Origin of the sequence: Aurantimicrobium sp. MWH-Uga1 (assembly GCF_003325955.1) — a bacterium.
In the GTDB taxonomy this organism is placed as follows: domain Bacteria; phylum Actinomycetota; class Actinomycetes; order Actinomycetales; family Microbacteriaceae; genus Aurantimicrobium.
In genome coordinates this window covers 1,238,024-1,249,984 of sequence record NZ_CP030929.1, presented here as the reverse complement: position 1 = coordinate 1,249,984, position 11,961 = coordinate 1,238,024, and the positions used below count along the sequence as shown (strand labels likewise).

The 11,961-nt window shown below is 50.0% G+C and carries 12 protein-coding genes; 6 read left to right on the top strand and 6 right to left on the bottom strand.

Annotated elements, in window-relative coordinates; translation table 11 throughout:
* Nucleotides 1-16 precede the first annotated feature (16 nt).
* Complete coding sequence (locus tag AURUGA1_RS06170; protein ID WP_114129338.1) at nucleotides 17-595, top strand: GNAT family N-acetyltransferase; 579 nt, start codon at nucleotides 17-19, stop codon at nucleotides 593-595.
* A gap of 46 nt (nucleotides 596-641) precedes the next feature.
* Here AURUGA1_RS06170 and AURUGA1_RS06165 read toward each other — a convergent pair whose 3' ends face one another.
* Entirely contained in the window at nucleotides 642-890 is a 249-nt protein-coding gene (locus AURUGA1_RS06165; protein ID WP_096380259.1) for a WhiB family transcriptional regulator, read from the bottom strand.
* A gap of 206 nt (nucleotides 891-1,096) precedes the next feature.
* Between AURUGA1_RS06165 and AURUGA1_RS06160 the strand changes: the two genes are divergently transcribed.
* Nucleotides 1,097-1,531 carry a hypothetical protein gene (locus AURUGA1_RS06160; protein ID WP_114129337.1) on the top strand — a complete coding sequence of 145 codons (435 nt, stop codon included), beginning with the start codon at nucleotides 1,097-1,099 and terminating at the stop codon, nucleotides 1,529-1,531.
* Between the two features lie 387 nt (nucleotides 1,532-1,918).
* Here the strand turns inward: AURUGA1_RS06160 and AURUGA1_RS06150 are convergent, their stop codons facing one another.
* Both AURUGA1_RS06150 and bcp read right to left on the bottom strand, forming a co-directional pair.
* Nucleotides 1,919-2,158 (bottom strand): helix-turn-helix transcriptional regulator, encoded by a 240-nt coding sequence (locus AURUGA1_RS06150; protein WP_114129335.1) that lies wholly within the window; start codon nucleotides 2,156-2,158, stop codon nucleotides 1,919-1,921.
* A 60-nt stretch (nucleotides 2,159-2,218) separates the two neighbouring features.
* Nucleotides 2,219-2,686, bottom strand: a complete 468-nt coding sequence (gene bcp, locus AURUGA1_RS06145) for a thioredoxin-dependent thiol peroxidase (RefSeq protein ID WP_114129334.1) — start codon at nucleotides 2,684-2,686, stop codon at nucleotides 2,219-2,221.
* Nucleotides 2,687-2,781: 95 nt separating this feature from the next.
* Here bcp and rfbB point away from each other — a divergent pair, with 95 nt between their 5' ends.
* The gene (gene rfbB, locus AURUGA1_RS06140) at nucleotides 2,782-3,780 is read left to right on the top strand and encodes a dTDP-glucose 4,6-dehydratase (RefSeq protein WP_114129333.1); all 999 of its coding nucleotides are present in this window, start codon (nucleotides 2,782-2,784) and stop codon (nucleotides 3,778-3,780) included.
* Between the two features lie 10 nt (nucleotides 3,781-3,790).
* On the opposite strand, the gene rsgA is transcribed toward rfbB, so the two are convergent.
* Nucleotides 3,791-4,816 carry a ribosome small subunit-dependent GTPase A gene (gene rsgA / locus AURUGA1_RS06135; protein WP_114129332.1) on the bottom strand — a complete coding sequence of 342 codons (1,026 nt, stop codon included), beginning with the start codon at nucleotides 4,814-4,816 and terminating at the stop codon, nucleotides 3,791-3,793.
* On the bottom strand, nucleotides 4,813-6,192 hold the full coding sequence (gene aroA / locus AURUGA1_RS06130) for a 3-phosphoshikimate 1-carboxyvinyltransferase (protein ID WP_114129331.1): 1,380 nt from the start codon (nucleotides 6,190-6,192) through the stop codon (nucleotides 4,813-4,815). Before aroA ends, rsgA begins: the two co-directional genes overlap by 4 nt.
* Nucleotides 6,193-6,279: 87 nt before the next feature.
* On the opposite strand from aroA, the gene AURUGA1_RS06125 reads away from it, so the two are divergent.
* Both AURUGA1_RS06125 and AURUGA1_RS06120 read left to right on the top strand, forming a co-directional pair.
* Nucleotides 6,280-6,855 (top strand): sigma-70 family RNA polymerase sigma factor, encoded by a 576-nt coding sequence (locus tag AURUGA1_RS06125; RefSeq protein ID WP_240187416.1) that lies wholly within the window; start codon nucleotides 6,280-6,282, stop codon nucleotides 6,853-6,855.
* Nucleotides 6,855-7,094 carry an anti-sigma factor gene (locus tag AURUGA1_RS06120; protein WP_114129329.1) on the top strand — a complete coding sequence of 80 codons (240 nt, stop codon included), beginning with the start codon at nucleotides 6,855-6,857 and terminating at the stop codon, nucleotides 7,092-7,094. The genes AURUGA1_RS06125 and AURUGA1_RS06120 overlap by 1 nt, the downstream gene beginning before the upstream one ends.
* Nucleotides 7,095-7,150: 56 nt before the next feature.
* On the opposite strand, the gene AURUGA1_RS06115 is transcribed toward AURUGA1_RS06120, so the two are convergent.
* Nucleotides 7,151-10,789, bottom strand: a complete 3,639-nt coding sequence (locus AURUGA1_RS06115; RefSeq protein WP_114129743.1) for a multifunctional oxoglutarate decarboxylase/oxoglutarate dehydrogenase thiamine pyrophosphate-binding subunit/dihydrolipoyllysine-residue succinyltransferase subunit — start codon at nucleotides 10,787-10,789, stop codon at nucleotides 7,151-7,153.
* 306 nt (nucleotides 10,790-11,095) lie between these two features.
* Between AURUGA1_RS06115 and AURUGA1_RS06110 the strand changes: the two genes are divergently transcribed.
* Nucleotides 11,096-11,944: an NAD(P)-dependent oxidoreductase gene (locus tag AURUGA1_RS06110; protein ID WP_162784077.1), complete on the top strand. Its 849-nt coding sequence runs from the start codon at nucleotides 11,096-11,098 to the stop codon at nucleotides 11,942-11,944.
* Nucleotides 11,945-11,961: the final 17 nt, after the last annotated feature.

Below are 11,961 nucleotides of genomic sequence, written 5' to 3'. Positions count from 1 at the left end.
CGGTTAGGCTGGGCACGTGCTTCCAGAGGAATATCTCAAACCGCGGCAGTTGCCACGGCATCTTCAAAAGAAGCCGGAGCCTGAGGCGCCTTTCTCTTTTGAAATCAGAGAAGCCCGAGAGTCCGACCTTCCTGACATTCAGGAAATCTATAACTACTACGTCATGAACTCCGTGGTGACTTTCGATGAAAACAAAATGAGCTTGACGGCGTGGAAGAAAAAGTTTGCCTATCTTCAGAAGCTCAACATGCCATTTATTGTTGCCGTGTCTCCGGGACAACAAGTCCTTGGCTATGCGCTGGTTACGCCCTGGAAGCAAAAGCGTGCTTACCGGTTCACTGTAGAGAATTCTGTCTATCTCCGGGCAGCATCCACGAGAAAAGGCTTAGGCAAAGCTCTCATGAAAGAACTGATTTCACGTTCTGAACAGGTTGGCCTCAAGGAAATGATTGCCGTGATAGCTGACGGTGGAGCCGAAGCTTCGCTCAAACTTCATAAGGATTTTGGTTTCAAAGAAATAGGGCGGATGGGGCGCGTTGGTTTCAAGTTTGACCGTTGGCTTGGAACCGTGATGCTCCAAAAGTCACTTAAATAAATATGCTCACAAGCATTGAGCTTGTGAGCATATTGTGAAGAGTTAATTAGCTTGCGCGACGTGCACGTGCTGCGCGGCGCTTGAGTGCGCGGCGCTCGTCTTCGCTGAGTCCACCCCACACACCAGAGTCCTGACCGGTCTCGAGCGCATACTGGAGGCACATTTCGGTGACGGTGCAGCGTGAGCAGACGACCTTCGCCTTGTCGATCTGGTCGACAGCTGGGCCGGTGTTGCCTACGGGAAAGAACAGCTCTGGGTCAACCGTGAGGCAAGCTGCGTCGTTACGCCAATCCATGATGGTACTCCTTGTTTGTGGGCATGCTAAAAAAGACAAAAGAACATTCGGACTTGATTCGAATGGCTGTCGATAGTCAGTCCCAAGGCCATTTTCAGAGCGAAAATGTCTTGCCCACCTCGACGTGGGGACTTATCGACTTAGATAATGGTGACACGCCTTCAAGTTAAGGTCAAGACTTTTTTCAGAGAAAATAGGCAATTCAGATGAATTCGGGAGAAAAACCCACCAATTTGGACCCTCAGCGTGGTAAAAATGCCAAAAGTAGGGCCCTAGTCATTCTGCTTGCATCGTTGGTTGGTTTGGAATCATTATTTGTTCTTGCAGGCGCCCTTTATTTCTTTTCTCAATTGTTTGTGCAAGAAGTTTCTAACGTTGCCGGGGCAATAGTTATTTTTGCAATCACTTTGCTTATTGCCCTAGGACTTGCCATCGCCTCTATTGGAACTTTCAGAGAGCAAGCTTGGACCAAGGGCGCAATTGTTACCTGGCAAATATTGCAATTTGCGGCTGCAACATCGTTTATTCCAGGAATATCCGAGTGGCAATCAGTGGGGTGGACTCTTGCCACGCTTTCAATTCTGACGATCGTCCTGGTAATGATCGTTATCGTCCGATCGTCACGTGAAGAAAAGCTCTAACTTCTAACTACTCCAACGCCACTGGCAACCAAATGTTCCCCAGGGCACAAGTGTGGCTGGAAAGGGCACTCTTTGACTTTTCCATGTGAGTTACTCAGCCCTAACTCAAGCATGTGACTTTCAGGAAGCTCTTCGAGGGGTTCGGAAATAGGGGGCCAGGCCTGTTCTTCCCCAAAAAGAATTGGCCTAGCTGCTACCCATTGAATCGCACGTTCTTGAAATGGGCCGACTTTGAATGAGTCGATTGTGTAGCCACATCCTGCGCTATCCAACGTTTCAAGAATGGACGTAATGCCCACCGATTCCCCCATATTTTGTACCATGACTGTCTCACTAATATATCGTTTCTTTGTCCCGGACGGAGCAAAGTCAACTTAATTAGTGAAATTAGCTTGAGGTACAGACAGTTGGTGTTAGGAGATCTTGTGGTTCAACGTCAAGAGCTTTGGAGATATTGAAAAAATTCGACATGGTGGGTGAATAATGCCCGTTTTCAATCCTGTTGATAGTTTTTCTGTCAAGGCCCGCTTTTTGGGCAAGGTCTGCCTGAGACAAACCTCTTGACTTGCGGAATGCGCGAATGGATTCTGCAAGTTGTGTTTCGTAACCAACGATGTCTTTGGACATCAGATATCAGACCTCTAAGTCGTGAAGATGAGTGTTGCTATAAGTATGACTTATTTGTGATTACAGGCCTAGTTTTGACATCAAAGAAGCAACGTGTCCCGTCGCTTTAACGTTATACAGAGCAAGCTCAATATTTCCTGACGCATCAATAACAAAAGTGGAACGGATGACACCCATAACGGTCTTTCCATACATGGACTTCTCGCCATAAGTTCCGTATGCATTGTGAACCGAAAGTTCGGGATCACTCAGGAGGGGGAAGGTCAAACTTTCATTAGCCTCAAACTTTTTGAGCTTCGACAGTGGGTCTTTTGAAACTCCAAGAACGACATAGCCCTTGTTTGCAAGTAGATCTAGGTTGTCGCGGAAATCACAAGCTTGCTTGGTGCAGCCAGGTGTGGACGCGGCAGGATAGAAGTAGAGGATAACTTTCTTCCCTGCAAAGTCGCTCAGGCTGACAGATTTGCCATCCTGGTCAGGCAGGGTAAAGGAGGGTGCAGTTTGTCCAGCTTCAAGTCGTGTGCTCATGCCTCCAGCGTATAAGGCACAGAGAATCTCTGCTACTGCTGACAAGCCAGATAAACTGGTGATTCACATTGAAGTTAGTTTGTTGAGGTGTTGTTGTGAGCAAGATTCTGGTCACTGGTGGTGCAGGTTTTATTGGTTCAAACTTTGTGCACTACCTCTTGGACAACACCGACCATGAAGTTACTGTTCTCGATGCCCTCACTTATGCAGGTAACAAGGCATCTTTGGAAAACCTTCCTTCCAACAGGTTCAACTTTGTGCACGGCGATATCCGGGATGCTGAGCTCGTAGACCAGCTATTTAGTAAACACGACACAGTGGTCCACTACGCTGCAGAGTCTCACAACGACAACTCCCTGGACAACCCACGTCCTTTCCTTGAGACCAACATCATTGGTACTTACACACTGCTGGAAGCAGCCCGTAAGTACGACACCAGACTTCACCACATCTCCACAGATGAGGTTTATGGAGATTTAGAGCTCGATGACCCCGAACGGTTCAGCGAATCAACTCCTTATAACCCTTCGAGCCCCTACTCCTCCACTAAGGCAGGAAGTGATCTCCTGGTTCGTGCATGGGTTCGCTCTTTTGGCGTTCGCGCAACAATCTCCAACTGTTCTAACAACTACGGGCCCTACCAACACGTTGAGAAGTTCATTCCTCGTCAGATCACGAACGTGATTCGCGGAATTCGCCCAAAGCTCTATGGCGCAGGCGAGAACGTCCGGGACTGGATTCACGCAGACGACCATTCCAGCGCAGTTATGACGATTGTTGATAAAGGTGTCATCGGAGAGACCTACCTCATCGGTGCTGACGGAGAAAAGAACAACAAAGAGGTTGTTGAACTTATCCTCACCACGATGGGTCAGCCCGCCGATGCATATGACCACGTAACCGATCGAGCTGGCCACGACCTTCGCTACGCTATTGACTCCACCAGGCTACGAACTGAGCTGGGCTGGAAGCCTTCTCATGCTGACTTTGAATCAGGAATCGCTTCAACAATTGAGTGGTACAAACACAATGAAGCATGGTGGGCACCGACCAAGGACGCCACTGAAGCCTTCTATGCATCAAAGGGTCACTAGATTTCAGTTCTTAGCTCATTGAAACCACGAGTCGCCTGAAAGAATCAAGCCTGCCAATTTGGGCTGGATTAGTACCGTTACTCAGCGCACTATCTAAATCACAGTCGGGTGAATCTGCAGAGTGCGAACATCCCCTCGGGCAGTTTTGTGCGATTTCTAGAAGATCCGGAAACGCACCCAAAACGTTAGCCGTGTTTACATGGCCCAAACCAAAGGAGCGCACTCCTGGCGTATCAATGATCCAGCCATTCCCAAAGGGCGTTTCAAGTTTGAAGCAAATGCTTGAACTGGATGTGTGACGACCGCGACCAGTTACTTCATTCACGTGACCCGTCGCACGTTTAGCATCGGGGACTAGAACATTGACCAATGTTGACTTTCCAACGCCAGAGTGCCCGACTGCCACAGTGGTGTGTCCCACCAAACACTTTTGAAGATCTTCAACTGGAACTTGGTCAGTACCGCTTAGGAAGATGGGTATATTCAAGCCTTCAAAGTTAGCGAGGAATTCGCTGGGGTCGTGTGTGTCACACTTTGTGACGACCAATAGGGGAGTAATTCCTGCATCAAATGCTGCTACGAGATACCTATCAACCAAGCGAACTCGTGGTTCAGGGTTTGCTGCGGCAATAACGATGAGTAACTGATCTGCGTTCGCAACAATGACGCGTTCAACTTCGTCTGTGTCATCAGCGCTTCGTCGAAGTACTGTTTTCCTGGGTTCTACGCGAACAATACGTGCAAGTGATCCAGGGCTACCTGTCACATCTCCAACAACATTGACAATGTCTCCCACGACAATCGCGTTTTTGCTCAACTCACGAGCTCGAGAGCACGTCACAGATATCTCATTGATGAGTACGGCGTATCGGCCTCTATCAACACCAGTGACCATGCCTTGAACAGCGTCAGCATGATCTGGACGAGTTTTTGTACGGGGTTTGTTTGCTTTGGGGTTGGGTCGTATCCGAATATCGGATTCGTCATATTGCTCACCTAGTGAGCTTTCATCAGAGTCGGAGTTCCACCAACTCATGGCCGTTGTGGCTCCACAAGACTCGACCATAACTCAGGGAACTCAGGAAGTGTCTTGGAGGTTGTCGCAATGTTTTCTACCTCAACACCTGGAACCACGAGGCCAATAATGGCTCCTGAGGTTGCCATGCGGTGGTCCTCATAGCTGTGCCACACCCCACCATGCAGCTGAGCTGGTTCAATATGCAGGCCGTCTTCAAGCTCAGTCACTTTGCCGCCAAGCTTGTTGATCTCTGTTGCCAAGGCTGCCAGACGGTCCGTCTCATGGTGGCGAATGTGGCCAATGCCGTTGATAGCGCTGGGGCTAGAGGCTAATGCAGCTATTGAGACAATAGCTGGCGCTAATTCCCCGCCTGTAGTGAGATCGAGTGTGATGCCAGAAATGAAGGGTTTGCCTGAAGCATCAACATTTCCAGAGACTGTGACTTTGTCACCTTCCTGCGTAACCTCTGCACCAAAGAGTGGCAGTATTTCGAGCAAGTCATTACCCACCTGAGTAGTGTGTTCAGGCCAGCCAGAAATGGTGACGCTTCCGCCGGTCACAACCGCAGCAGCAAGGAATGGTGCAGTGTTGGAGAGGTCAGGTTCGATCTGAATATCGAGCGCGGAGATAGGGCCAGGCTTCACAATCCAATGGCCAACCTCGGGATTCTCTACCTGAACACCTCGCTTGTGGAGCACTTCGAGAGTCATTTCGATGTGGGGGAGACTGGGAAGGCGTTCGCCGGAATGTCTGAGGTCTAGTCCTTGGTCAAAGCGAGTCGCTGAGAGAAGTAAACCTGAAACAAACTGGCTAGAACTGGACGCATCAATGGTGAGCTTGCCCCCAGTAACTGATCCTGTTCCGTGAACAGTAAATGGCAAAGAGCCACGACCCTCATCAGCAACATCAACGCCCAGTGCTTTAAGAGAGGAGATTGTGGTTGCCATGGGGCGTCTGCGGGCACCCTCATCGCCATCAAAAGTTGTTGGGCCCAGCGCAAGAGAAGCAACTGGTGGCATAAACCTCATGACTGTTCCGGCGAGACCGCAATCGATTGTTGTTGAGCCGGTGAGTTCACCTGGGGTGATCTTCCAATCTGGGCCGAAAGCCCCATCGCCAGGGACCTCTTCAATAGTTGTTCCAAGTGACCTGAGAGCTTCAATCATGAGTCTGCTGTCGCGAGAATGCAGTGGGCGATGAATGATTGAAGGCCCGTCCGCAAGAGCAGCGAGAACAAGCTCACGGTTTGTCAGTGACTTCGAACCTGGGATTTGCAGTGACCCAACAACCGCTGACGAAGCTAGAGGGGCTTTCCAGTGCGCGGTTGTGTCCTCGGGAACATCATTTGACCCGTAAGGGTCAAATTCAGGCCGGGAATAAGGAGTTGTCTGCATCTGTTCTAGGTTATCGAGGATTAGTTAGGAGTGCTCACTATGGCAACAGTGCTGTTAGAAAAGCGGGCAGGCGTAGGCTTGTTAGTAATGACTTCTGCAGCCTCCGCCCGTAGCCAACTCTTTGAAGAGCAAGCAATGGAGCACATTGACAAGCTTTATGCGCATGCCATGCGCAAGACTGGCAATTCAGCTGATGCCAACGATTTAGTGCAAGAAACCTATCTCAAAGCGTTTGCCGCTTTTGATCAGTTCCAGCAGGGAACAAATATCAAAGCGTGGCTGCACCGCATTCTGGAAAATACCTACATCAACCAATACCGCAAGCAACAGAACCAGCCTTATTACTCGCCACTCGAAGAATTAGAAGATTGGCAACTTGGGGATGCGGAAAGTAGAACGGCCACATCAAGTCGTTCTGCTGAAGCAGAAGCCATTGATCACTTGCCTGCTAGTGCCATCAAAGATGCCCTGCAGGCACTCCCAGAGGATTTCAGAGCTGCGGTGTATTTGGTTGATGTTGAAGGGTATTCCTATCAAGAAGTTGCAGACATCATGGACACGCCAACGGGAACAGTGATGAGCAGACTTCATCGAGGAAGAAAACTCCTCAGAGAACAATTAGCTGACTATGCACGCGAACAAGGTTTCGGAAAGGAAAAATAATGGGTGACTGCGGTTGCGAGAAGGCCAAAAAGGACCTTGAAGAATACCTCCACAATGAACTTTGCAGTGAAGAAGCAGCAGATATTCGTGAGCACATGGAAAACTGCCCTGATTGTGCAGATGAACACCGAGTCGGTGTTGTCCTCACTGAAGCTGTGAAACGGGCTTGTGAGGAGACTGCGCCTGAAGATCTAAAGCAAGAGGTTTTAATCAAGCTCAGGAGTATGCAAAAGCATTAGTCCTACAAACAAAAGTGGCCCACAAGCTGAAACTTGTGGGCCACTTCAGTTAACGCTTAGCTCAAGGAAAGTGCGCGTTGAAGAATCTCAGCTGCTTCAACTGCGTGACGCTTTGCAGAACCTACTGCTGGTGAGGCAGATGCAGGTCGCGAAACGTTTCGCAGAACTCGGCCTTCGAGCTTAGGTGAGACCTCTAGCAACATGAAAGGCCAAGCGCCCTGGTTTGCAGGCTCGTCCTGGAACCACACCAATTCAGCGTTGGGGTAGGTTGCAAGCACTGCATTGAGCTGCTGCATCGGTGCAGGATAGAACTGCTCAAGGCGAACCACTGCAATGTCGGGGTTCGGAGCTTTCTCCAGCTCAGCGACGAGGTCGTGGTAGGGCTTACCAGCAGTCAGGATCACGCGTTTGACAGCATTGCGGTCAAGCTGGCGTGGGTCATCAAGAACAGGTTCGAAGACACCGCTCGTGAAATCTTCAACGTTGCTTGATGCGCCTCGTAAGCGGAGCATTGCCTTAGGAGTGAACACAATCAGTGGCTTGCGTGGTTGTGAGTATGCCTGGCGGCGAAGCAGGTGGAAGTAGGAAGCAGGTGTAGAAGGACGAGCAACAATCATGTTGTCTTCAGCACAGAGCTGCAGGAAGCGCTCAATGCGTGCAGAAGAGTGGTCAGGACCCTGTCCTTCATAACCGTGAGGAAGAAGCATGACAACAGAGGAACGCTGTCCCCACTTCTGCTCAGATGAGGAGATGTATTCGTCGATTACAGTTTGTGCACCGTCTGCGAAGTCACCAAACTGCGCTTCCCACAGTACCAGAGCATCTTCACGCTGAACTGAGTAGCCGTATTCATATCCGAGTACGGCATATTCACTTAGAAGGGAGTCATAAATCCAGAAGCGTCCCTGGTTCTCGCTCAGATTTAGAAGTGGCAGCCATTCTTGACCGTTTTCACGGTCATGGAATACAGCGTGACGCTGAACGAAGGTTCCGCGGCGAACATCCTGACCCGTCAAACGTACGGGCTTGCCTTCAAGGAGAATTGATCCGAAGGCAAGGAGTTCTCCGAAGCCCCAGTCGATGTCACCATTGCGGCTCATCTCAAGGCGCTTGGCAAGTAGCTGCTGAAGCTTGCTGTGAACAGTAAAGCCTTCAGGAACGTTGTTGAATGCGTCACCGATTCGGTGAATCACAGAGATATCTACGCCTGTTGTTGCTGGGGTGAGAACTTCGTTACTAAGCAAAGCTCCACCAGTGACGGTGTCATTGGCTCCCACTGTTGTGTGAGTTCCAGTCTGGGCGGCGTGGGTTTCCGCAAATGCAGTTTCCAGCTGTGCCTGGAAGTCAGCTTGTGCTTTGTCGAACTCTTCCTGAGTGATGTCACCACGACCGACCAAAGCCTCGGTGTAGAGGCGACGAACGGAGCGCTTTGCCTCGATGAGGTTGTACATCAGTGGCTGAGTCATCGAAGGGTCGTCACCTTCGTTGTGACCACGGCGGCGGTAGCACACGAGGTCAATGACAACGTCCTTGTTGAAGCGCTGACGGAATTCGAATGCCAAGCGGCCAACACGGGCAACCGCTTCTGGGTCATCTCCGTTGACGTGCCAAATGGGAGCTTGGATTGTCTTGGCGACGTCTGTTGCATAGACAGAGGTGCGTGATGCTTCTGGAAGTGTGGTGAAACCAACCTGGTTGTTGATCACAATGTGAACAGTTCCACCAATGCGGTAGCCGCGCAGTTGCGACATCTGGAGGCCCTCAAGAACGACACCCTGACCGGCCATAGCGGCGTCACCGTGAATGAGGATAGGCAAGGTGGTAAAAGTTCCAATGGGCTTGAGGTCCTGCTTTGCGCGGACGATGCCCTGGAGAACTGTGTTCACAGTCTCAAGGTGTGAAGGGTTAGCAGCCAAGGAAACTGGAATGGTCTTCCCCTCTGCAGAGGTAAAGATTCCTTCTGTACCCAAGTGGTACTTCACATCTCCTGAGCCTTGAACACTCTTGGGGTCCTGGGTTCCCTCAAACTCGCGGAAGATTTGGCCATAGGTTTTGCCAGCGATGTTGGTGAGAACATTGAGGCGACCACGGTGAGCCATTCCGATGCCCACACCATCGAGTTCTGCAGTTGCAGCATCCTGGAGGATTTCATCCAGAAGTGGAATGACAGACTCTCCACCTTCGAGGCTGAAACGTTTCTGTCCTACGTATTTCGTCTGAAGGAAGGTTTCGAAGGCTTCTGCCTCGTTGAGCTTGCCAAGAATACGCATTTGCTCATCGTGGCCAGGCTTTTCGTAAGGGCGCTCGACCTTTTCCTGAATCCACTTGCGCTGTTCAGGGTCCTGAATGTGCATGTATTCCAGACCCACTGTGCGGCAATAAGAGTCGCGTAGGATGCCAAGAATCTTGCGTAGGGGAGCGGTGCGAGTTCCACCAATACCGCCTGTGACGAATTCACGGTCAAGATCCCAGAAAGTGAGCCCGTGGGTTTCGATTTCCAGGTCAGGGTGAGTGCGCTGCTTGTACTCGAGTGGATCAATGTCTGCCATGAGATGGCCGCGCACACGGTATGCGTTAATGAGTTCTTGAACACGTGCCGTCTTGTCGATGGCGGAACCGAGGTTCACGCTGACATCTGTGCTCCAGTGGATGGGCACATAAGGAATACGAAGTGCAGCAAAGATGTCTTCGTAGAAATTCCGTTGACCGATAAGCAGCTCGTGCACGATCTTCAGGAATTCACCTGAACCAGCACCTTGGATGACCCTGTGGTCATAGGTGCTGGTCAAAGTCAGAACCTTGCTCACTGCAAGGTCAATGAGTGTTTCTTCACTGGCGCCTTGGAATTCAGCAGGGTAGTCAAGGGCACCCGCACCAATAATGCAACCCTGTCCCTTCATGAGGCGAGGAACAGAATGGACAGTTCCGATGCCACCTGGGTTCGTGAGGGATACTGTGATTCCCTTGAAGTCATCTGCAGCGAGCTTGTTGGTACGAGCTTTGACAACGAGATCTTCATAAGCGGCGAGGAACTCACCGAACGTCATGGTGTCTGCACGCTTGATGCCCGGAACCATGAGTGCACGTGTGCCATCTGGTTTTGGAACATCAACAGCAAGACCGAGGGTTACGTGAGCAGGGGAAACAAGTGCTGGCTTGCCGTCTATTTCGTCGTAGTAGACATTCTGGCTGGGGAAAGCCTTGAGGGCTTGAACCAAAGCCCAGCCAATAATGTGCGTGAAGGAAACCTTGCCACCACGTGTGCGCTTGAGGTGGTTGTTGATAACAATGCGGTTATCTATGAGAAGTTTGGCGGGTATTGCACGAACGCTTGTAGCGGTGGGGACAGTCAATGACTGGTCCATGTTGGCTGCCAAGGTCTTTGGCATGCCCTTAAGAATGGTGACGACGTCTTCTTCTTCGGATTCTGCGGCGGAGAAGTCCTGAGCAATAACTGGTGCGTCTGCAGGAATTGGAGCTGATTGTGCGGGTCGAGAGGTTGTGGTCGCTACAGGTTGGGTCTCAGTTCCTGCCGTAGGGGTTGGTGCAGGTGCTTGAGTTTGTGCTGGAGCTGGAGCTGGAGTAGCGGGGGAGTTGAAACCGGACTTTGCAGCGTATTTCTCAAGGGTTGGCCACCATGTCGGGTCAACTGAGTTTTTGTCTACGACGAAGCGCTCATAAAGCTCTTCGACCATCCATTCATTAGCGCCGAATTCTTCGGCCGCTCCGCCATTCTCCGTCTGGTTCGACACAGCTAAAGTCGCCCACTCTCCGTTGATTGTTTTGGTCTATTTTCTTGTAGAGACGTACAAGAACCCACAAGTTCAAGCCTAACCCAATTGAAAAAAAGTACTTGGTGCCAGGCGCCCGAAGTTTTAGAGATTTTTCTGTAGTAAATGATTTCTTGCACAAAAAATCTAGAAGGTGCCGTGGGTAAGCTAGAAACATAATCGGGTTTGAAGCTACAGGACCTGCATCCACCTTTTTTGAAAGTTAAAATTTTGTCTAAGTTCATCGTGACTGGTTCGGCTGGCTATATCGGTCGCTATGTTGTGACTACTTTGGCTGAGCAAGGTCACGAAGTGTTTGCGGTTCTTCGTGATTCTTCTAAAGTCAACTTCACCGGTGATGTGGTCATCATTGAATCTGATTTATGGCAACTCGACATGGAAAAATACGCTTCCATTGTTCATGGGGCAACGCTTATACATTTGGCTTGGCAAGACGGCTTTGTACACACTTCTGATGCTCATATGGGGCATCTTTCAGATCACTTCAATTTCGTTCGGTCCTGCATTAATCTCGGTTTGAAAAAAGTTGTGGGTTTAGGCACAATGCACGAGCTTGGTCCTCAAACAGGCCTAGTTGGAGAGGACGCAGTTCCCAACCCGCAAAACCAATACGGAATAGCAAAAAATGCTCTCCGACTTTCGCTTGCAGAATTATGTGAAAGAAACGGTGTCGAGTACTTATGGCTCAGGTGCTACTACATTCTTGGGGATGATACGCGAAATCATTCAGTATTTACCAAGATGTTGCAGCTTGATGCTGCTGGTGAGAAAACAATGCCCCTCACGTTGGGAACTACGAAATTTGATTTCATTGATGTCGAAGAACTTGGCCGAAAAATTGCAATTGTCTCTGCCATCAATGACTCAACAGGCGTGCTGAATATAGGTTCAGGAAAAGTCATGACATTGCGTGAACGTTTAGAGCAGTTTCACATAGAGCACAATCTAACAATTGCGCTGGACTTTGGTGCTTTTCCTGAGAGGCAGGGAATCAGTGAGGGTTGTTGGCCAGATATCCAGAGATTAACTCGCATTTCCGCAACCTCTTTAGAGAGTTAATCTGTTTCAATATCTTT

Bases quoted from the DNA above. Each gene is read 5' to 3' on its own strand.
- AURUGA1_RS06165 (WP_096380259.1), bottom strand. From the start codon at position 890: ATGGATTGGCGTAACGACGCAGCTTGCCTCACGGTTGACCCAGAGCTG.
- AURUGA1_RS06160 (WP_114129337.1), top strand. From the start codon at position 1,097: ATGAATTCGGGAGAAAAACCCACCAATTTGGACCCTCAGCGTGGTAAA.
- AURUGA1_RS06150 (WP_114129335.1), bottom strand. From the start codon at position 2,158: ATGTCCAAAGACATCGTTGGTTACGAAACACAACTTGCAGAATCCATT.
- bcp (WP_114129334.1), bottom strand. From the start codon at position 2,686: ATGAGCACACGACTTGAAGCTGGACAAACTGCACCCTCCTTTACCCTG.
- rsgA (WP_114129332.1), bottom strand. From the start codon at position 4,816: ATGAGTTGGTGGAACTCCGACTCTGATGAAAGCTCACTAGGTGAGCAA.
- aroA (WP_114129331.1), bottom strand. From the start codon at position 6,192: ATGCAGACAACTCCTTATTCCCGGCCTGAATTTGACCCTTACGGGTCA.
- AURUGA1_RS06125 (WP_240187416.1), top strand. From the start codon at position 6,280: ATGACTTCTGCAGCCTCCGCCCGTAGCCAACTCTTTGAAGAGCAAGCA.
- AURUGA1_RS06120 (WP_114129329.1), top strand. From the start codon at position 6,855: ATGGGTGACTGCGGTTGCGAGAAGGCCAAAAAGGACCTTGAAGAATAC.
- AURUGA1_RS06115 (WP_114129743.1), bottom strand. From the start codon at position 10,789: ATGGTCGAAGAGCTTTATGAGCGCTTCGTCGTAGACAAAAACTCAGTT.